The sequence below is a fragment of the Leptotrichia trevisanii DSM 22070 genome (genome assembly GCF_000482505.1).
Taxonomy (GTDB): Bacteria; Fusobacteriota; Fusobacteriia; order Fusobacteriales; family Leptotrichiaceae; genus Leptotrichia; species Leptotrichia trevisanii.
This window is the reverse complement of the sequence record NZ_AXVL01000004.1, coordinates 108,546-129,259: the sequence shown is the minus strand read 5'-3', so window position 1 is coordinate 129,259 and position 20,714 is coordinate 108,546. Positions and strand designations below refer to the sequence as shown.

The following is a 20,714-nucleotide window of genomic DNA, read 5'->3' as shown; positions in this document are numbered from 1 at the left end:
AAAAATACCTATTTTATTTAATAACTTTTCTGTATGTTACCAATAACGGATTCCAAACACTTGCATTTGTTGGAGAATATGCAAAGTCAATTTCTATGAATTTTTCAATAGGTGTTTCAAGAGCAATAATGATAGCCATTTGATCAACAAATTGTGCAACTGCTTCTTTTCCAACCATTGCCCCACCAAGAACAATTTTTTTATCTTTATCGTAAATAATTTCGGCACTTGCAGGAACAGAGTCTTCAAAGCCAGAATTTTTGTACATTGCTTTCATTGAAACTACATCGGCATTGTATCCTAATTGCAGGGCCTCTTTTAGGGAAAGTCCAGTTTGTGCCAGCTTTACGTCATAAAATGAAGTTGCAAAAGAACGGATTAGCCCTTTCCAGCTCACATTTTTTCCAGACAGGTGTTTTGCAAGGAACATTCCGTGCTTGTTTGCCACATCTCCAAATGGAGCGTATAAATTTCTGTTTGTTTTGTAATATTTGTTAAAAATACAATCTCCAATTGCATAGACATCTTTAATATTTGTTTCAAATTTATCATTTACAGCAATTTTTCCAGAATCAGTTTTTAATTCTTTAGGCAAGAAATCAATGTTTGGGGTAATCCCAATGCTAAACAATGCAATATCAAAATCTACAGTTTCGCCGTTATCCAATTTTACTGATTTTGCAACATTATTTTCAGAAATTATTTCTGAAACGCCTGAATTTAGTTTTAACATAACATCATTCTTTTCTATTTCCTTATAAATTCTTTTTTTCAAATTTTCAGAAACATTTGGAAAAATTTGATCGGCTTTTTCAATCAATGTAACATTTAATCCATTTTTTCTAAACGATTCCGCCATTTCAAGCCCAATGAATCCAGCTCCTACAACAACTGCTTTTTTCAATCTTGATTTATTTTCATTAAGATAATCTTTTATTTTAAAGGCATGTTCTGCATGAGATAAAGTGAACACATTTTCCAAATCTTTTGAATATCCAGCAATATTTGGTACAAATGATTTTGCTCCGACGGCAATAACCAGTTTATCATAAAAAATTATTCCATTAATTTCGTCGCCTTTTACTGTTACAGTTTTATTTTGAAAATTTATTTCTGTAACTTCGTGATGAATTTTTACGTTAACTCCACGCTTTATAAAATCTTCGGGTGTTCCGTGCAGAACATCACTTTTCTTCAATTCATCAGCAATGAAATAAGGTGTTGGACATCCTGCCCAAGCCACATAAGATGATTTTTCAAATAAAATAATTTCATCTTCAGGATTTGCCTTTTTATATTGAGTCGAAAACATCATTCCGGCTGCTCCGCCTCCAATTACAACTATTTTCATAATATTTTTGTATGATAATTTATAAAATCATACACTCCTTTCATTTCTTGTTATTCTTACTTTTGATTCATTTTGTTAAATAAATATCTAAGTCTGCTTGCCACCATATTTATACCGACTTTATTGTCTTTCCCACGAGGAATTATAACGTCAGCATATCTTTTGGAAGGCTCAACAAATTCCAGATGCATCGGTTTTACAGTATTTATATATTGATTTTTTATGCTTTCAAAACTTCTTGCCCGCTCGTTCAGATCCCGCTCAATTCTTCTAAGCAACCTTTCATCATCATCAGTATCAACAAAAATTTTTGTATCAAAAAGACTTCTGATTTTTGACATTGCAAGCACCAAGATCCCTTCAACAATAATTATATTTGCAGGTTCGATATGCTGAGTTTCATCAACCCTGTTATGAATCTGAAAATCATAAATAGGCTTTTCAATAGATTTTCCATCCTTCAATGCCAGTATATGCTTTTCCAGTAAGTCAAAATCAATCGAATCTGGATGATCATAGTTTAATGCAGTCCGTTCTTCATAAGTCAAGTGATCATTCCTTTTGTAATAAGAATCCTGTTCCAGCAAAATCGCATGAATTCCTGTTTTTTCCAAATTTTTGATTATAGCCTGAGTTACGCTAGTCTTACCAGAGCCAGTCCCTCCAGCAATTCCGACAATTATAGTTTGATAGCTCATAAAAATATTTCCTCCTGAATAGATTTTTGTAATTTTTGAATTTTTTTATAGAAAAGTAATGTATTATTTTTAAATAATTTTAGCATTTTTTTTACAGTTTTACAATGTAGAAGTTTAAAATTTTATATTTTTTAAAAATTAAAAATTTAATAAAAACGTTTGAAAAAAATTTAATTATATGATAAAATTAAAATATAGTTAAATAATTGGAGGGGTTATGAATAGAGAGAATGAAATTTTTGAGAAGGAAATGCTTGGAAAGAGTTTGAGAGAGATGTTTTTTGAGATGAATGTGGAGATGCAGGAGAGGTTTCAGGAAATTAAAAATAAGTTTCTCGAAGCTAGGATTGCTGAAAATTCAGTGAATAAGGATATTTTTGTTGAAACAGTGTTGGTAAAAAAGAAAAATACATTTAAAATGGATGGAGTATTTTTTCCTGTAGTTGACAAAATAGATATTTTTGATGACAGTTATGAGGATATTTATTTGGAAAATGTTTATTTGAACTTGGATTTGCGGAAAATTGATGAGGTTTTGGAAAGAGAGTTTTTGGGTTGGATTGATGTTGATGGGGATAATTATGAGATTAAGGTAAGGATTGTAAAAGATGAGAGATATTCTGATGAAATAAGAAAATTGCATAATTCTTTTGAGCTTAATGGAAAAAGTTGGAAAACTATTAATATGGCACATTTTATGAGGTGTTATAAGATTAAATTGTCTGAGTATGATTTTCAGATTGAAAGGGATGTGCTTGAAAAAATTCAAAGAGGGAAATATGAAATTACTTATGATTTTGAAGAGATTCAGGATAAAGTGCTGAGAGATAGGGAATTACTTTGGAATATTGAAAAAAAGAAGATTATAAGCACTATCTTTGTACGTCCAACAAAAATTGATGTATCCTTTGAATATACAATAAATTTTGAAGACAATGAGCAGATTTTGGTATCAAATCATGAAAATGAGGATATTTTGTGCTGCTATTACAGCAAAAAAAACAAATTAAATATTATTTCAAAGAAAAATACAGGCGATATTTGGGATGTATTTTCAATAAAGCCAATCGAAAAATGCAGAAAAATGCTTGAAATTTACGAGAAAAATGGTGAAAAGCAAGAAAATTATTTTCATTTTACAAATTTTAGAAATGAGAGTTTCATTGATAAAATTCAAAAGAAAAATACGAATACTAGAAGCCGTGCATTTTTGGAAAAATATTTTTTGGAATATGAATTTACAAAGGATGAAATCATACTAAAAGATATTAATTTTACAGAGAATATTGAAGAAAATTTAAATATCTATGACTGTAATGAGAGTTTGAAAAATGAATTTCAAAAAGGGTATTCTGATAAAAAGCCGAAATTGAATCTATTTGTAGAAATAAAGGATTTTGATGAATATTCAGAAGACAAGGTTAGCTTTTTAATCTCAGAAATTCAGAACAATTATAACGAATTTGAATGCAGGGGGTACCTGTATGGCGAATAAAAATAAAAAAGGCTACAAATATATATGGGCAGTTCCTCTGAATATGCAATTTGAACTGGAAAATAGTGTTTCAGCATATATTGAGGTAAATGCAGATTTTTTGAATAATGAAATTGGTAAAAAGAAAGCTGTAAAAGTAAATCCGTATGTGAGATTTAATAAAATTTTTACCAGTTTAGTAAATTATTATGATAATTTTTTCGAGTTTGAAAATAAACTGGAAAAAGATACTGAAATTAAAAATCTGACAATGGAGAATGTACCTAAAAAAGAGTCTAAAATAAATGGTTTTAGACGTAGGAACAACATAGTTAAAGAAGAAAAGGAAAATATATCTGTTTTAAGAAATTTTAAGAAAAATATTGAAAATAATGTGATAAATTACTTACGGGAACTTGATTTTGTGAGTGGGACGACAGTGATTGACGTTATTTGTGAAAAAATTTCGGAGGATATAAAAAAGGGAACTTTAGGAATAAACTTAAAACGGCATTTTTCGATTTTGAATAGGGAAGAACAGGGATATGTAGTACTTTTGATTTATAACGAAAAAATTAATGGTGTCAACTGTATGAAAAACTTTAAATTGGGAATAAAGTATTTTTTTCTGGATTCACTTATTTATAGACAAAAATCAGAAAAAAATAAAATAATAGTTTATATAAATAAACCAAAAAATAAAGAAAATGTTGCAAAGATAAAAACTTTGGAATTACTGTTTTTAGAGTTTGGAATGGAATTAAAAGTATTTTGGAAAAATCATTTTGGAGTAGTAAATGTTGATGAAACAGTAAAAATTGATGAAATAGCGGTTTTTTAACAAAATAAAGGGGAAGAAAAAATGAAATATAGATTGAAAATTACAGATGAGGAAAATAAAAAGGAAATAAATGTAAGTGAAGACGAGATTATGGAAGTGAAATATAAAATTGGACTTGCAGAAGATACAAATCTTGCAAACAGCAGAAGCACAGTGGAAATGGAAATAATCGGAAAAATTATTTCAAACTTGGAAAATACAGGAAATAATTTGGAAAATGAGAGCATAAATGATGATTTGTATGAAAAAAATAAAAAGAATATAATAGATTTAGTAGAATGGGCTGAATCCTATCTCGAAAAAAGTGATTACAGAAATTTGGAAATGTTTGTTGATTTGGGTTCAAATAAAAAAATGGATTTGAAATTTACAAATATGTTTGTGTATAATTTTTCGCAGGAAATGAGCATTGAGAAAGGGATAGGGATTTTTAAACTGAAGTTGAGACAAAAATTTCATCAGAAAAATAAATTGGACATAAAATAACACTTAAATTAAAATTTTGTGGTATAATAAAAATGTGGATATTTTTAAATAAACTTAAAAATTATTTGAATTCTAAAAAAATTACAAAATCTATTTTAGGAGGAAAGTACGATGATTATAGATGTTGAATTAAATGAAAGGAAACAAAAACAGTTAAAGGAAGTTTTAGAATACGATAACAACTTTATCAATGACTTAATATCAAAAGAATTAGATAAAATGGAAGAAAATGAACAAATTTCCAAATCAGAAGTAAAAAGAATACTGAAATTATCAGAAAAGGCAAAAAAATTCCCGATGACGTCTCTTGAAGATTTTGGAAAAGAAATGGGATTTTAAGTGAAATATAAAGTATTGTTATCCAAATATGCAGCAAAAAAATTACAAAAGATGGATAAAAATACAAGTAGAAAAATTTATGATTTTCTGAAAAAAATAAATAATTCTGAAAATCCAAGAATTAAAGGGGAGGCTTTGAGCCATAATTTAAAAGGATATTGGAAGTATAAACCATTAAAAAATTACAGGATAATAGTTGAAATACAAGATGATAAATTAATAGTTTTAGCTGTTGAAATAGAGCATAGAAGTAAAGTATATTTGATTTTGAATAAATTAAAAAAATCATTTTTAAAATAAATAATGATAAATTCAAATATTAGGGAGTGAATTTTTATGAATAGAAATATTTTTATTACTGGAGCTACAAGTGGAATTGGGAAGGAAACAGCTTATGCCTTTGCGAAAAATGGGGACAATGTGATTTTGTGTGCTAGAAATGCGGATAAATTGAAGGAGATAAAGGCTGATATTGATAGAAAATATGGGACTAATGCGTATATTTTTGTGCTTGATGTTACAAAGTATAATGATGTTGTGAAATTTAGCAAGAAAATACTGGATGATGTGAAAAAGGTGGATATTCTTGTAAATAATGCAGGGCTTGCCTTGGGGCTGGATAAATTTCAGGATTATGATATTATGGATATTGAACGAATGATAGACACTAATATAAAGGGGCTTTTGTATGTTACAAGACAGATTTTGCCAAGTATGGTTGCAAATGATGAGGGGCACATTATAAATATTGGTTCAACTGCTGGAATTTATGCTTATGCAGGGGCTGCTGTGTATTGTGCGACTAAATCGGCTGTGAAGGTTTTGAGCGATGGAATTAGAATTGATACGATTGATAAAAATATCAAGGTAACGACTGTTCAGCCAGGAATTGTGGAAACTAATTTTAGTAATGTAAGATTTCACGGAAATATGGAGGAGGCTAGAAAGGTTTATGAAGGGATCGAGGCATTAAAGCCAGAAGATATTGCAAATACAATAGTTTATATTGCAAACCAGCCAAAACACGTACAAATTTCAGATATTACAATAATGGCGACAAATCAGGCGACTGGATTTAATATTTATAGAAAAAATCAAAATAAATGATGCCGTGTGATAATGAATTTATTAGCAAGTATTGGCATCTATACGCCTACACAAAAATATAAAAAATACGCTAAACAAATCCATTGACTTTTATAAATAAGTTTAGTATAATAGTTTGTAATTATTTTTTTGAAGTGGAAGTATCGCCTAATGGTATGGCAGCAGCTTGGAAAGCTGTGGGCGGTTAAACGTCTTGTGGGTTCGAGTCCCTCTACTTCCGCCATTTATAAAAATAATTTGACAAATTAGTGAAAATATAGTAAACTAATTAAGATATACGCATAAAATTGGTGGCTAATACCAATGATAGCGATAAATTATTTGGAGGTGAACATAAATGTTTGCAGTAATTAAAACAGGTGGAAAACAGTACAAAGTAGAAGTTGGAACTGTATTAAAAGTTGAAAAATTAGCAGCTGATGTTGATTCAGACATCGAAATTAACGAAGTTCTATTAGTTGGAGAAGGAGATAACGTAACAGTTGGAACTCCAGTTGTAGAAGGAGCTAAAGTTGTAGCTACAGTTAAATCTCATGGAAAAGCTGATAAAAAAATTAACTTTAAATATAACAAAAAAACTTACTACAGAAAAAAAGGGCATAGACAATCTTTTACAGCAATTGAAATTAAATCAATCAATGCTTAATTGTATTTTTTAATATAATTTAGATTGTGAAAGCTGTTGTGGTTTGAATGATAAAAATAGAAATTCAAAGACAAAAAAATAAAATAACATATTTTGAAATAAAAGGACATGCAAATTTTTCAGAATATGGAGAAGATGTAATTTGTGCAGCTGTTTCGTCAGTAGGACAAATGACAGTAAATGGACTTATTGAAACTTTGAAACTTAAGAAAAAACTAAAGTTTACTGAAGAAGATGGGTATATTTCCTGTGATTTAAAAAATTCTGGATTGACTGATGATGAACTAGAAAATGCAGATATTTTGGTTGAATCAATGTATTCGTATTTGAAGGAAGTTGCAAAAAGTTATAGTAATTTTGTGAAACTTAAAGAAATAAAAATATAAATTTTAAGTTCAGAAGTTAAGATTTGAAAAGAATCCAAGAAATAAAATATGAAAAAGAAATCGAGGAGGTTGGAAAATGTTATTAAAATTAAACTTACAGTTATTTGCCTCAAAAAAAGGGCAAGGATCAACTAGAAATGGTAGAGATTCAAACCCTAAATATTTAGGAGTAAAAAAATATGATGGAGAAGCTGTAAAAGCTGGAAACATCATTGTAAGACAAAGAGGAAGTAAATTTTACGCAGGGACTAACGCAAAATTAGGAAAAGATTACACTTTATTCGCGTTAACTGATGGATATGTAAAATTTGAAAAATTCGGAAATGGTAAAAAAAGAGTAAGCATTTACCCTGAAAGAGTAGAAGCGTAGTAATAAAATTGTATAATATATTTTGGAAATACTGTCTTAGAAATAGGATGGTATTTTTTTTATAAAAAATTATAATTAATTTATTTTTTGTTGTAATTTTTATACTATACCTCGTCGTTTGAAAAGAGAAAATTATATTTTATGAATTTTGAATTACGTAATATTTAACAAGATTTCAAAACATCCTTGTTATTAATATATAAATCTACTTTAAAATTGGAGTTGAATTGTATCTTTATTTAAATCTTTTTCAAAATTTTTGTTTCAAGATTAAAATAGAACTATTATGGAATAAATTTATTAATTCAAGATTTAAAAAAAATTATTTTTCTAAAAACTATTTGTGTGTCTTTTTTTTGTGTGATATAATTAGAATACTTTTTTAGAAAATAATATTTAATTTTAATATGTAAAAAAAGTCTATATCACTTAAATCACTATTAAATCAGCTTTTTATATGTATTATAAATCAGTTGTTATTTAAAAGATTTCACTTGGTAATTTATAAATTTAAATTTTAAATTATCAAAATTAAAAAATGAAAAGGAGAATATCAATGTCAAAAACTTTATTACAATTAAAAAAAGACTTAAAAGCCTTTGCCAAAAGATGTAAAGACTTTAAATACACAGATTCTGTATTATTTGCTTTTTTATTGAATGGACTATTAATTTCTTCTGGCAGTTTATATGCAGCGCCAGAAAAAGATTCTGCAATTAACAATCAGATGCAACAAATTAACACGTCAATAAAGCAGATACGAACAGAATTTAAACGTGCGAGAGCAGAAACTGATAAATTAGTCAAAGGAACAAACCTTGAGCTAATTCAGTTGATGGAACAGGGGGATCACGTAACAAAATCACCTTGGAGCAGCTGGCAATACGGAATGAACTATTTTTATAATGACTGGCATGGACATTATAGAGGTAGAGGGGATAAGATAGACAGCTTTATTTACAAAAGAGATGACTCAATCGTAAACAGAAGTAACTATCCAGGAAAAATCGAAACAAAATACGGAGCAACAACATTAGGACTAGTAAGAGAGCCAAATGCCGCAATGGACGTATCGGCAGCACTAACACCCAAGAGTGTAGATAAAGTAGCACCAGCATTTACAGTACAGGGAGCAGGAGGAGGATTTCCGAATTTTGTGACAAGGATAGTGAAAGTTCCAGGAGAACCTGGCGTAGTTAATCCTGTTACCCCAAGAACTTTAATTTTATCATTTACATCTGGTGGAGCAGATCCTACTCATACTCGTTATTCATATTGGATGGATAATAAGGGAGATATTTCAGGAACTTCTGTAGCAAATGGAGAAGTATATAAAACTTATTCAAGCATTACTTCAGGTAATACTTATAATGGAACTTTTTCAGGAACTATACAAACTAACGCATTTAATGGAGCGAGTGTAACTCCAGGAACAGCTGCTGCTCTATATGGTGGAACTTCGCCTAAAAGTAATTATACAAATAGTGAAAATAGTAGCAATTTGTTTTTTAATACATTGACAAACACACCTTATTCATATTTTGGAGATGGAACGAAAATAGCATTAATAACTCCTTCATCATCTTTTCAATCAGGTGCTTACCATAGGGGAACTGTAATTAATTTGGAAACGGAAGGAAGGACAGGAAAAACTTTTAGTGACTTGAATACTGGGCATATAATTACAGCGGATCAATATACTAGAATTCAAAATTATATGAGTAAAAGTAATTTGAATGCAAATACAAATGGACAATTATATCATACAAATAATGGAATTGTAGAAATTGGAGGAACGGAAACACGATATGTTCATACAACTGTTAATGGTGGTAATCAAAGATTAAATATCGTTGAAAATAATGGTAAGATTATAGGAATAAATTACAATCATAATAATGTTACTACAAGTGATAATATTGTTTTTTTTCATTCGCCAGATTTAGCAGGAAATGATGATTATCAACATTTGTATGCTAATTCTAAAAATGGAGAAATTTCTTTATACGGACAGGGTGGAGCAGTAGCCTTATATACAGCAGCTAAAGATTTGTCAACACCTTCTACACTGGAACAAGGCGATGTTTCATTTATAAATGAAGGAACAATAAATTTATATGGTAAAGAAAATGTTGGAGTTGCAATAAATAATGACACATATGGACAAGTAACACCAAATACTAATTTTATTTTATCAAAACCAATTAATATTTATGGAGATAATGCGGTAGGACTTTATAATGCCAACAGTGGTAACGGGACAAGAAATGATAAAAATGAGGCAAGATTTATAATAGGAAATCAATCTCAAAATAAGCTACTAACTTATACTTCTTCAAATTCACTATTAAGTGGAAGTTATACTGCAAACAGTTCTGCTAATGATACAGGATATAGTGATAAATACACTGAAGGAGTTATAGGAATTTATCAAAATGCTACTAAAAATGCACTAGGGACTAATGATATAACATTAAAATCAGCACTTCCTGAATTAACTATGGAGGCTTTTACGAGAAAATCAGTTGGAATATATACTAAAAGTGGAAACGTAGATATAGATCATGGAGCTGTAACAGCAAATAAAGGTAAAATCAGTATGTTAGGTGGGGAAGAGAATGTTGGGTTATATGCTTCTGGTGGAGGAATTTCCTTTAAGGGAGATATAGAAATGGGAGGTTCAGCTTCTACTTTATCAGATGCTATAACAACAGGATATAAAAATACAGCAGTATATGCTACTAATTCAAATAAAGTTACAGTGGAAGGAGATATTACAACTGATAAGAATGGTAAGGAATTAACAGAAAGTACAGTTGTTTATGCTAATGGATCCTCAGAAGTTGTTTTAAATGGAGAGAATGACATTAAACTAAAAGCAGCTTCAAAAACAATAACAAATTCTACTGGTAATAATACTGGAGTTTTTGTTGACGATGCAACAGTAATGTTTGGTGATAATAATAAGGGAACTCCTTCACTTACTGGAACTACAACTGGAAGTAGTACAAAAGGTTCATCAATCACAATTACTAGTGATGATCGTAAATTGGGAACAGCGTTGTATGCTAAAAATGGTGGAATGATAAATGCAATTGGAGATTCGTTAGCTAAAGGGTTAAAAATCACGGTAAAAGATGGAGCTTCGGCAGTAGCATCAGTAGGACAAAATGCAAGTAATAAAGTTTCTCAAATAAATGTTAAATATTCGACAATTAATTATGATGGTGAAGGATTTGCACTTTATACAGATGATAAAGGGAAAATAAATGCAGATGATTCTGAGATTACATTATCAGGAAAAGCTGTAGGATTCGGTATAAGAGGTACTTCCACAGGATATACCTCAAATGTATCGTTATTAAATTCTAAATTTAAAATAACTTCAGACGATGTTATATTAATGAATGTTGTTAATCCAAATGCATTGAAGTTGAGTAATTTTGTTTCAACATTATCAGGAGCTTCAGGCTTAAATGCAAGCAATATTACTACAAATGGTCCAGGAGCGGGAGATAATTATAAATTAGCAGTTGTAGAAGGATTAAATAATGGAAAATCATTTACATTTGATAATAATTTAGATAAAAGTTTAGCAGTAAGCTCTTCTAATTCATCAACAAATGATTATAAATATGTTCGTAATTTCTTGATTCAAAGAAGTATATTAGATGTAAATGCTGATGTCAAAGCTGTATTAAGTACAAGTGATGCGACAACTATAAATGGAGATTTAACAAATTCGTCAGTTATTGGACTTAATATCAGTTCAAGCACTGGGGCTGCAAGTAATGCGGAAACAGGAATTAATGTCAATGGTAAAACTATAACGGTTGACAGAACGGATGCAGGTGCTGGAGCAATCGGGCTATATACAAACTTTGGTAAAATTAATATAAACAGTGGAACTTTGAATGTTGAAACAGATACTGCTAACACTGTGAATGATCAGGCTGTGGGAGTTTATGCTGTAAATGGTTCGGAAGTTAATAATAACAGTGGAAATATTACTGTAGGCGGAAATAACTCAATTGGTATTTTAGGGCTTGCATATAGGGAAGATGCTGCTGGAAATCCAGTATTAAATGAATTTGGAGGAGTAGCTGGTCAAGGAAAGGCAACTGTAAATAATGATGGAAATATAACATTGGGCGGTACTGGTGCCAAAGGTGTATTTGTAAAAAATAATAACAGTGCTTCAAGCATTGCAGACAGTGTTGCTACAAATAAAGCTAATGGTAAAATTACCATGTCTGGAGCTGGATCCGTTGGAATGTATGCTGATAAAGCCACATTAAATAACTATGGAACTATTGATCTAAAAACAGGAAGCAATGCAAAAATTGGTATGTACGGAATCAATAATTCAAATATGACAAACTGGGCAACTGGAAATATTACTGTAGGGAATTCTGTACTTTCATCTGCTTCGGATGTTCCAAATATCGGTATGTATACGGCTGACAGTGTAACGTTGAATAACTATGGAACATTGGATATAAAAGATAGTTCTTATGGAATGTATGGAGAAAATATACATGCTTATGGAACTTCTAAGATTAAAATTGCTCAAAATGGAGTTGGAATATTCTCGAAAGGGACAGCGGGGACAGGAACTGTAACATTGGATTCGGGTTCTGAAATTACAACAAGTGCCAGTGTAAAAGGTAAGGAAGCAGTTGGAGTATTTACAGCGGGAACTAATCCTGTAAATATAAACGATAACGGTTCAAAAATGGATCTTAAGGACTGGACATTTGGATACGTAATAAAAGCTCCTGGAACATTGACTACAAACGCAAGTTCAAATGTAACTATGGATAATGAAACTGTTTATGCTTATTCTGATAATAATTCTTCAGTTATTAAAAACTATACTCCAATAAAAGCGACAGGTAACAGAAACTACGGAATCTACTCTTCTGGAACAGTCGATAACTATGGAAATATGGACTTGAAATCTGGAAATGGAAACGGTAATATAGGTATGTATTCTACAGCTGGAACTGCAACAAACTGGACAACAATTGATGTAGGTAAAACTGATAAGAATACAAAATCATACGGAATAGGAATGGCAACAGGTTATTATGATGGAACTTCATCAAGAAATCAAGGAACTATTATAAATAAAGGCACAATTAATGTAACAGAAGAAAATAGTATAGGAATGTATGCAGTTGGAAAGGGTTCTAAAGCAATTAATGCCGCTGGAGGGATAATTAATCTTAGTGGTAAAAATACAATCGGTATGTACATAGATCAAGAAGCGGAAGGTGAAAACTACGGTACTATTACAGGTAACGGAGATAATTTGAAAGGTGTTGTAGTAGCAAATCAAGGTAAATTTAAAAACTATGGTACAATTCAAATTACCGGAAATAAAGGTATAGGAATTTATACTGATAAAGGTGAAGCGTCTGCTGACGGTATAGACGGGCCTGGAGCGGTAAATACGGGATCATTCAGAAATGTTTATGAGTCACAGCCAACTGATGAAAAAGTTGAAGGAAGTGTAACAATAAAGGTTCCACCAAAGGCAACTACAGTAACAGTTACAATAAATGGAGCAAAAGTTCCAATAACAAAAGTTGATACAAATGTCGCTTCTCCTTCAGCAACTGAAGTAACAGTTACGTCGCCTTCAGGAGTTACAGTATTAGATCTTGCAAAATCAGGACTTATGAATTTCCCTTCAGGTTCTAAAGCAACAAGTGTGGGAATGTATGTTGATACATCTGGAATAAAATATACAAATCCTATTCAAGGATTAAGTAATTTAGCAGGGCTTACAGATATTAACCTATATTTTGGGACAGAAGCTGCAAGATATACGAATGCTAAAGCTATAGAATTGGGAGATAATATAATAAAACCATATAACGATGCACTTGCAAACGTAGTTACAACTGGAACAGTATTAAATACTAATTCAAGCAGCCTTACATGGTTAGCAATACCAACAAAATCAGCGGTTACAGGATTGTATGATAAAGTATATCTGGTTAAAATTCCATATACAGATTTTGTAAGTAAAAAGGATCCTAATACTTATAATTTCTTAAATGGGTTGGAACAAAGATACGGTGTTGAAGGGCTTGGTACGAGAGAAAAGGAATTGTTTAATAAATTAAATGATCTTGGAAAAGGTGAACAACATATCTTTACACAGGCTGTAGATGAAATGAAAGGACATCAGTATGCAAATGTTCAACAAAGAATCAATGCCACTGGAAATACTTTGGATAATGAATTTGGATATTTAAGAAATGAATGGAGAAATCCGTCTAAACAAAATAACAAAATTAAGGTATTTGGTACGAGAGATGAATACAATACTGATACAGCGGGAATAATTGATTATAAGAGCAATGCTTATGGTGTAGCCTATGTTCATGAAGATGAAAAAATTAAGATGGGTAACTCAAGCGGATGGTACGCAGGAGCTGTAACAAACAGATTCAGATTTAAAGACTTAGGAAAATCAAAAGAAGATCAGACAATGATTAAACTCGGAATATTCAAGACAATGTCGCCAAAAACTGATCATAACGGAGCATTGCAATGGACAATTGCTGGAGATGTCTTTACTGGGGTTAATAGTATGAAACGTAAATTCTGGATAGTGGATGATGTGTTTGAAGCGAAATCTACTTATCATTCTTATGGTGCTGCTCTTAAAAATGAGTTAGGCTATGATATAAGATTAAGTGAAAGAACACATTTACGTCCATTTGGATCAGTAAAAATGGAATATGGAAGATTTAACAGCATAAAAGAAGACAGTGGACAAATGAGATTGAAAGTAAAAGGAAATGACTATTTCTCAGTAAAACCTGAAGCTGGAATGGAATTCAAATATGTTCAACCATTAGCAGTACGAACAAATCTGACAGTAGGATTATCAGCAGCTTACGAAAATGAAATTGGAAAACTTCAAAAAGGAAACAGGGCAAAAGTAAGATATACAACAGCCGACTGGTATAACTTGGAAAAAGAAAAAGAAGATAGACGAGGAAATGGTAAATTTGACTTGAACATCGGAGTTGACAATACAAGATTTGGAGTTACTGTAAATGCTGGATACGACACTAAGGGCAACAATGTCAGAGGTGGAATAGGATTTAGGGCTATCTACTAACATTTAGAAATGCTTAAATCTGAAAATTAATTAGATACATTGATATATCTAATCTAGTTATTAATTACTGGTTTTAATTTATAAAAAAAGCGGAAGAAAATCTATTTTTGGGATTAACTTCCGTTTTTTGTTAAATAAATCTTTAATTAAACATCTTTTCTAATATGCTTTTCAGCAATCGCTATAACCTTGTGACTCCAGCAATTCCTTAATTTCTTTTTTTAAATTAAATTCGGCGTGATCTCCAGCCATTGCTATTTTCATAAAATCATCTCCTTGTATTCAGGAATCCATTTTGCATTTTTTATTGCTTCTTTTAAATCGCTTATGGGTTCTGTATTTAATTTTTGATCTAGTACGCTTTGTCCAACTGACAGTGCCACAGTTTCAGAAAATTCTGTCAGTTTTGATACTGGAGGAAGTACAGCAGCTCCAGGTTTTGTTGTGTCGATGATTCCACCTAGTGAATGTGCGGCTGCTGAGATTATTTTGTCGTTTACAATCTTTGATTTTGTTGTGATAATTCCAAGTCCTAACCCAGGATAGATTAGAGCATTGTTTGCTTGTCCAATTTCATAGGTGATTCCGTTAAGCTCTATTGGGTCTGATGGTATTCCTGTTGCAACGAGAGCTTTTCCGTCTGTCCATTCGATAAGATCTTTTGCACTGGCTTCTGCTAGCCTTGTTGGGTTGCTAAGTGGAAAAATTATTGGTCTTGCAGTGTGTTTTGCCATTTCCTGAACGATTTCCTTTGTGAAAGTTTTTGGCACTGTGGAAGTTCCGACAAGTATAGTTGGTTTTACAGCTTTTACAGCGGCTTCCAAAGTAGTTAATTCATTTGCATTTGTAAATTCGCTTCGTTTTCTTGCAAAAGGAGTTTGTTCTGGAGTTAGTCCTTCTGTGTCTTCAAATAATAAGCCTTGTCTGTCAACTAGATAAAACCGCTTTTTTGCTTCTTCTTCAGAAAGACCCTGTGCAACCATTTCATTAAAAATACGTCTAGCAATTCCAGCTCCAGCAGTTCCTGCACCAAAACACATATAAACTTGCTCAGTAAGCTTTTCGACTGAAATTTTTAATGCGCCTAAGATTCCAGCTAAAGTGATAATTCCAGTTCCCTGTATATCGTCGTTAAAAGTTGCGATTTCATTTTCATATTTATTTAAAATATTTGCCGCATTTAATCTTCCAAAGTCTTCCCAGTGAAGATATAAATTTGGGAAAAGTTTTTCAGCTGTTTTTACAAATTTGTCTATAAAGTTATAATATTCATCTCCTCGAACTCTCTCAAATCTATTTCCTAGATACAAGTCGTTTTCCAGCAGTTCTTTTCTATTTGTTCCAGCATCAATTACAACTGGCAGGACAGTAGCGGGATCAATTCCAGCGGCGGCAGTGTAAACCATCAGTTTTCCAACTGAAATGTCAACTCCGTTAGTTCCCCAGTCACCAATTCCAAGGATTCCTTCTGCATCAGTAACGACAATTAAACGGATTTTTCTGTTGTCAGCAGCATTTTTTAAAATAGTTTCTATGTTTTCTGGCTCTTTTACTGACAAATAAGCCGCATTTTGAGGATTTACAAATAATTCACTGTAATTTTCTATGCTTTCTGCAATTACAGGATCATAAACAATTGGCATAAATTCAACTACGTGTTTGCTAAATAAATAATAAAATAATGTTCTGTTTGTATTAAAAATTTCCATTAAGAAATGTCTTTTTTCAATTAACTTGTCTTTTTTCAGAAATTGCCCATAAGTCTGTTTTGCCTGTTCATCTATAGTTTGAATATACGGCGGTAAAAGTCCTAATAATCCATATTCTTCTCTTTCCTTTTTTGTAAAAGCTGTACCTTTGTTAAGGAATGGATTGTTCAAAATTTCATAGCCTGATTTCATAGTTAATCACCTCTAAATAATATTTTAAATTTATTTTTTACAATAATCTGCTAACATTAAGTATAACACTGAAATATGGAAAAATCAATTTGTTTATCCTGTTACTTAAATTATTTTCCTTGTCTGTTGCAATATATTATGATATACTTATTTTTATAGAAAGAAAGGTTTTGAAAGAAGTTTAAGTTTTTGGAAATATAAGGAAAGGAAATATTATGGGAAGAAAAAAAGTTGTGTTAGGAATGTCAGGCGGGGTAGATTCTTCAGTTGCGGCTATTTTGCTTAAAGAACAGGGATACGATGTAATTGGGGTTTTTATGAAGAACTGGGAAGAGAAGGACGAAAATGGAGTCTGTATGGCGGAAGAGGATTATAAGGATGTGATTGCTGTGGCGGAGCAATTGGGGATATCTTATTATTCGGTGAATTTTGTGAAGGAATATTGGGATAAGGTTTTTACGTATTTTTTAGATGAGTATAAAAAGGGAAGAACACCAAATCCTGATGTAATGTGTAACAAGGAAATCAAGTTCCGTGCATTTCTGGACTATGCAATGAAACTTGGGGCTGATTACGTGGCAACAGGGCATTATGCGAGAATTGTTCACGAGGAAAAAGATGGAAAAATCAAATCGACTATGTTAAGAGGAATTGATGATAACAAGGATCAGACGTATTTTCTTTGCCAATTAAATCAGGAACAGTTGGAAAAAGTGCTGTTTCCATTGGGAGAATTTACAAAGCCACAAATCCGTGAAATAGCTGAAAAATATAATTTGGCAACAGCGAAGAAAAAAGACAGTACAGGAATTTGCTTCATTGGAGAACGTGACTTTAATAAGTTTTTATCGCAATACTTGCCTGCAAAAGGTGGAAATATTGTAAATACACAAGGAAAAGTGCTGGGGCATCATAATGGGCTTATGTATTACACAATTGGACAGAGAAAAGGAATTGGAATTGGAAATACAAAGGAAGGTACTGGAGAGCCTTGGTTTGTTGTGGATAAGGATTTGGAAAAAAATGAACTGATTGTAACACAGGGCGATAATTCAGTGCTTTATTCAAAAGGTTTAATTGCAACTGATTTTAATTTTATTAATGAAGTGCGGTTTCCGCTGGAGTGCACTGTAAAATTTAGATACAGACAAAAAGATACAAAAGCTGTAATTAATAAGCTGAATGAAAATGAATATGAAGTGATTTTTGATGAGCTGCAAAAGGCTGTAACATTGGGGCAGATTGTGGTTGCTTATGATGGTGAAGTTTGTCTTGGTGGAGGAGTTATTGATAAAATTATAAAATAGTTTTGTTTATCAGAGTTTATTCAAAATTTAAAATTTATGATTCAGGAATTAAAAATATTTAGTTGTTAAAAATAATTAATGTAAAATATAAAAATTTGAAAGGTGGAGAAAATATGGCACTTGATGATGTTATGTGGACGTTTAGTAAGAAAATTTATGAAAATTCAGAAGATTTTAATAAGGATATTAAGGCATATTATGACAGAATGCGTGAATATGTTGATAGAGAATGGAATCCTGATGAAATAGCTGTTAACCAGTCAGAAATTTATGTTGATTATGAAGCATGGATAAAAGGGAAAGAAGACTTGCTGAAAAATGAGACGACTGATGAAGAAGGATTGTCGGAAGAGTATGCAGATGATGGTTATTTTCAAGTTGATGTAAGAGCATTGTTAAAGGCTGATAATGGAAAATATTTTACAAATCTTGAATTAATAACAAAAGTACATAATCAGCAGGCAAATAAAGAATTAGGAGATCATGTATTTTTTGAAGGTATGGATTCAGGTAATGAAAAAGATGGAATTCCAGTGTTTTATGTAGCGTGTGGAAGTTAAGGAGGAAAATGAAAGAATTAATATTTTGCTTGAATGCAACAATGCCTGTATTTTTACTTATGTTACTTGGATACATTTTTAGAAAAATAGGGATTATAGACTTGGAATTTGCAGATAAGATGAATAGATTTGTATTTCTGGCACTTTTGCCTGTGCTATTATTTAAGGAATTGTCGCTGTCTGATTTTTCAGCAATCTGGGATTTGAAATATTTGCTTTTTTGCTTTTTTGCAACATTTTTTTCGATAACGATAATGTGCATTGTTTCAATTTTTTTAAGAGATAAGTCAATCCGTGGGGAATTTATTCAGGCGGGATTTAGAAGCAGCGCTGCTCTGCTTGCTTATGCCTTTGTGCAGAATGTGTATGGAGAGGCTAAAATTGTAGCACTTATGGTAATCGGAGCTGTCCCTTTGTACAATGTCGCTTCGGTTGTGATTTTGATGCTGCTGCGTCCAAAGCAGGGGAAATTGAATAGAGCAGTTTTGAAAAATACGTTAAAGGGAGTTATGAAAAATCCTCTGATACTTGGAATTCTGGCTGGAATGGTTTGGGCATTATTAAAAATCCCGCAGCCAGTAATTATGAAGAAATCAATTTCAACGTTTTCTGCAGCGGCAACTCCCCTTGGGCTGCTTGCACTTGGAGCGAGTTTTGATGTAAAGGAAGTTTTTTCAAAACTAAAGATCGTATTAGTTTCGTCTTCATTCAAGCTCCTACTTCTTACGGCGATATTTTTGCCAATAGCCATAAAATTTGGATTTAAGGACGAAAAGCTGGTTGCTGTGCTTGGAATGCTGGGAAGCCCGACAACTCCGACTTCATTTACGATGGCAAGAGGAATGGGGCATAATGGGGCTGTAACTTCGGGAACTGTGATGGTTACGACAATTATGAGCATTTTTACGTTGACGGGATGGCTTTACATTTTGAAGCTTGCAGGATTAGTATAAAATTTGTTAAATAAATAAAAATTTGGTATAATAACAGGTATTGTAAAAATAATAAGTTTGTAAAAATAAAATATTCTGGAGGGAAGACAATGAAATTGAAAAAATATGTTTTGATTGGAATAATGGCATTGTTGGTTCTTGCTGGTTGTGATAATAAGGGCAATGGCAAGAATGACAAGGATAAAGTGGAAGTAACGGATGTGAAAAGGGACATTTCGGCTGAGGAAATTGCGAAATATAATGAATATTCAAAATTGGGCGATGTACCAAATTCTGAAGAATGGAATACATTCTTCACAGAAATAAAAAAAGAGGAATTTACTAATGAAGCTGGAAATATAAAAAATATTTCAGAAGTACCTGCATTTATGGGAAATCTGAATAATTCAATTAACCTGACTGGCGAATATATAAAAGAAATTACAGATGTAATGCAAAAAAGTCCAAAAATGGAAGCAATTGACAAAAATGCTGAAAATCTGATAAATTCATTGGTAGAGGAACAAAAGGTGCTGACAGAAATTAATGATTATTTTGAAAAAGGTGATTATAAAACTGATAAACTGGCAAAAGCAGGAGAACTGAATGATAAATACAAAGTTGTACTGCAAAACAGACAGGAAAATCACAAAATTTTTGCTAATTCATTACATGAAATTGCCCAGATAATCAATCAAAAAATGGTAAACCAATTACAGAAGGATGGAAAAACAGTAAAATTAAATGTTTTGAAATTTGTAAATTCAGTAGATAAATTTGGAAAAACAGCCTTCGGAAAAAACAATCTAAACTTTGATGAAAATGAAGTAAAAATACTGGAACAAGCAAATAATGATGTGCAAAACACATATAAGGCAGTAGTTGAAATGACACTGGAAAATGCAAAAAAAGAAAATATAAGTGAAGCAGATTTCAAAAAAATAAAGGAAAGTTCAAAAACATTATCAGAAAATATACAAAAAATGGTAGCAGGTGTAAAAAATCAGAATATTCAGGATGTAGTAATGAGTGCAAGTAATATTTTGAGTGCAAAGACAGATTTAGAAAATGTGTTTAATGTTTTGATGGTACAAAAATAGAATTTATACTAAACTCTATTTAAATAATAAATTTCTTACAAACTTTCTCAACAAAGGATAAAAAAATTAGTATTT

General features: G+C 31.4%; 17 protein-coding genes and 1 tRNA gene. 15 read left to right on the top strand and 3 right to left on the bottom strand.

The annotated features are described in order from the left end of the window. Nucleotides 1-13 precede the first annotated feature (13 nt). Nucleotides 14-1,351: an FAD-dependent oxidoreductase gene (locus K324_RS0100640; RefSeq protein ID WP_026747433.1), complete on the bottom strand. Its 1,338-nt coding sequence runs from the start codon at nucleotides 1,349-1,351 to the stop codon at nucleotides 14-16. Nucleotides 1,352-1,407: 56 nt separating this feature from the next. Continuing rightward, nucleotides 1,408-2,049 (bottom strand): uridine kinase, encoded by a 642-nt coding sequence (udk, locus tag K324_RS0100635; RefSeq protein WP_026747432.1) that lies wholly within the window; start codon nucleotides 2,047-2,049, stop codon nucleotides 1,408-1,410. A gap of 217 nt (nucleotides 2,050-2,266) precedes the next feature. On the opposite strand from udk, the gene K324_RS0100630 reads away from it, so the two are divergent. The 11 genes from K324_RS0100630 to K324_RS0100580 all read left to right on the top strand — a co-directional run bounded on the left by K324_RS0100630 (nucleotide 2,267) and on the right by K324_RS0100580 (nucleotide 14,839). Further along, nucleotides 2,267-3,544, top strand: a complete 1,278-nt coding sequence (locus K324_RS0100630) for a hypothetical protein (RefSeq protein WP_026747431.1) — start codon at nucleotides 2,267-2,269, stop codon at nucleotides 3,542-3,544. Further along, the gene (locus K324_RS0100625; protein ID WP_026747430.1) at nucleotides 3,534-4,364 is read left to right on the top strand and encodes a hypothetical protein; all 831 of its coding nucleotides are present in this window, start codon (nucleotides 3,534-3,536) and stop codon (nucleotides 4,362-4,364) included. Before K324_RS0100630 ends, K324_RS0100625 begins: the two co-directional genes overlap by 11 nt. A gap of 21 nt (nucleotides 4,365-4,385) precedes the next feature. After that, nucleotides 4,386-4,850 carry a hypothetical protein gene (locus K324_RS0100620; RefSeq protein ID WP_026746149.1) on the top strand — a complete coding sequence of 155 codons (465 nt, stop codon included), beginning with the start codon at nucleotides 4,386-4,388 and terminating at the stop codon, nucleotides 4,848-4,850. 111 nt (nucleotides 4,851-4,961) lie between these two features. After that, entirely contained in the window at nucleotides 4,962-5,189 is a 228-nt protein-coding gene (locus K324_RS0100615; RefSeq protein WP_026747429.1) for a hypothetical protein, read from the top strand. Then, the gene (locus tag K324_RS14055) at nucleotides 5,190-5,489 is read left to right on the top strand and encodes a type II toxin-antitoxin system RelE family toxin (protein ID WP_036094846.1); all 300 of its coding nucleotides are present in this window, start codon (nucleotides 5,190-5,192) and stop codon (nucleotides 5,487-5,489) included. 36 nt (nucleotides 5,490-5,525) lie between these two features. Beyond that, entirely contained in the window at nucleotides 5,526-6,296 is a 771-nt protein-coding gene (locus K324_RS0100605) for an SDR family NAD(P)-dependent oxidoreductase (protein ID WP_026747428.1), read from the top strand. A 136-nt stretch (nucleotides 6,297-6,432) separates the two neighbouring features. Then, nucleotides 6,433-6,519 (top strand) — tRNA-Ser (locus tag K324_RS0100600). A gap of 114 nt (nucleotides 6,520-6,633) precedes the next feature. After that, complete coding sequence (gene rplU / locus K324_RS0100595) at nucleotides 6,634-6,942, top strand: 50S ribosomal protein L21 (RefSeq protein WP_021769501.1); 309 nt, start codon at nucleotides 6,634-6,636, stop codon at nucleotides 6,940-6,942. Nucleotides 6,943-6,989: 47 nt separating this feature from the next. Then, on the top strand, nucleotides 6,990-7,328 hold the full coding sequence (locus K324_RS0100590) for a ribosomal-processing cysteine protease Prp (RefSeq protein WP_026747427.1): 339 nt from the start codon (nucleotides 6,990-6,992) through the stop codon (nucleotides 7,326-7,328). A gap of 76 nt (nucleotides 7,329-7,404) precedes the next feature. Then, nucleotides 7,405-7,698, top strand: a complete 294-nt coding sequence (rpmA, locus tag K324_RS0100585) for a 50S ribosomal protein L27 (protein ID WP_026747426.1) — start codon at nucleotides 7,405-7,407, stop codon at nucleotides 7,696-7,698. Nucleotides 7,699-8,254: 556 nt separating this feature from the next. Further along, nucleotides 8,255-14,839, top strand: coding sequence for an autotransporter-associated N-terminal domain-containing protein (locus K324_RS0100580; protein ID WP_051354351.1), 6,585 nt, complete (start codon nucleotides 8,255-8,257; stop codon nucleotides 14,837-14,839). A 260-nt stretch (nucleotides 14,840-15,099) separates the two neighbouring features. On the opposite strand, the gene K324_RS0100570 is transcribed toward K324_RS0100580, so the two are convergent. Then, the gene (locus tag K324_RS0100570; RefSeq protein WP_026747424.1) at nucleotides 15,100-16,740 is read right to left on the bottom strand and encodes a malolactic enzyme; all 1,641 of its coding nucleotides are present in this window, start codon (nucleotides 16,738-16,740) and stop codon (nucleotides 15,100-15,102) included. A gap of 212 nt (nucleotides 16,741-16,952) precedes the next feature. Here K324_RS0100570 and mnmA point away from each other — a divergent pair, with 212 nt between their 5' ends. From mnmA to K324_RS0100550, 4 genes are all read left to right on the top strand, one after another. Beyond that, nucleotides 16,953-18,047: a tRNA 2-thiouridine(34) synthase MnmA gene (mnmA, locus tag K324_RS0100565; protein WP_282705562.1), complete on the top strand. Its 1,095-nt coding sequence runs from the start codon at nucleotides 16,953-16,955 to the stop codon at nucleotides 18,045-18,047. 62 nt (nucleotides 18,048-18,109) lie between these two features. Further along, nucleotides 18,110-18,607 carry a hypothetical protein gene (locus K324_RS0100560; RefSeq protein ID WP_026747422.1) on the top strand — a complete coding sequence of 166 codons (498 nt, stop codon included), beginning with the start codon at nucleotides 18,110-18,112 and terminating at the stop codon, nucleotides 18,605-18,607. An 8-nt stretch (nucleotides 18,608-18,615) separates the two neighbouring features. Then, nucleotides 18,616-19,560 carry an AEC family transporter gene (locus K324_RS0100555; RefSeq protein ID WP_026747421.1) on the top strand — a complete coding sequence of 315 codons (945 nt, stop codon included), beginning with the start codon at nucleotides 18,616-18,618 and terminating at the stop codon, nucleotides 19,558-19,560. Nucleotides 19,561-19,649: 89 nt separating this feature from the next. Further along, a complete protein-coding gene (locus tag K324_RS0100550; RefSeq protein ID WP_026747420.1) occupies nucleotides 19,650-20,639 on the top strand; it encodes a DUF3829 domain-containing protein in 990 nt (329 codons plus the stop codon). Nucleotides 20,640-20,714: the final 75 nt, after the last annotated feature.

Excerpts from the sequence above, each read along its gene's own strand:
- K324_RS0100640 (WP_026747433.1), bottom strand. The coding sequence starts at position 1,351 with ATGAAAATAGTTGTAATTGGAGGCGGAGCAGCCGGAATGATGTTTTCG.
- udk (WP_026747432.1), bottom strand. The coding sequence starts at position 2,049 with ATGAGCTATCAAACTATAATTGTCGGAATTGCTGGAGGGACTGGCTCT.
- K324_RS0100630 (WP_026747431.1), top strand. The coding sequence starts at position 2,267 with ATGAATAGAGAGAATGAAATTTTTGAGAAGGAAATGCTTGGAAAGAGT.
- K324_RS0100625 (WP_026747430.1), top strand. The coding sequence starts at position 3,534 with ATGGCGAATAAAAATAAAAAAGGCTACAAATATATATGGGCAGTTCCT.
- K324_RS0100620 (WP_026746149.1), top strand. The coding sequence starts at position 4,386 with ATGAAATATAGATTGAAAATTACAGATGAGGAAAATAAAAAGGAAATA.
- K324_RS0100615 (WP_026747429.1), top strand. The coding sequence starts at position 4,962 with ATGATTATAGATGTTGAATTAAATGAAAGGAAACAAAAACAGTTAAAG.
- K324_RS0100605 (WP_026747428.1), top strand. The coding sequence starts at position 5,526 with ATGAATAGAAATATTTTTATTACTGGAGCTACAAGTGGAATTGGGAAG.
- rplU (WP_021769501.1), top strand. The coding sequence starts at position 6,634 with ATGTTTGCAGTAATTAAAACAGGTGGAAAACAGTACAAAGTAGAAGTT.
- K324_RS0100590 (WP_026747427.1), top strand. The coding sequence starts at position 6,990 with ATGATAAAAATAGAAATTCAAAGACAAAAAAATAAAATAACATATTTT.
- rpmA (WP_026747426.1), top strand. The coding sequence starts at position 7,405 with ATGTTATTAAAATTAAACTTACAGTTATTTGCCTCAAAAAAAGGGCAA.
- K324_RS0100580 (WP_051354351.1), top strand. The coding sequence starts at position 8,255 with ATGTCAAAAACTTTATTACAATTAAAAAAAGACTTAAAAGCCTTTGCC.
- K324_RS0100570 (WP_026747424.1), bottom strand. The coding sequence starts at position 16,740 with ATGAAATCAGGCTATGAAATTTTGAACAATCCATTCCTTAACAAAGGT.
- K324_RS0100555 (WP_026747421.1), top strand. The coding sequence starts at position 18,616 with ATGAAAGAATTAATATTTTGCTTGAATGCAACAATGCCTGTATTTTTA.
- K324_RS0100550 (WP_026747420.1), top strand. The coding sequence starts at position 19,650 with ATGAAATTGAAAAAATATGTTTTGATTGGAATAATGGCATTGTTGGTT.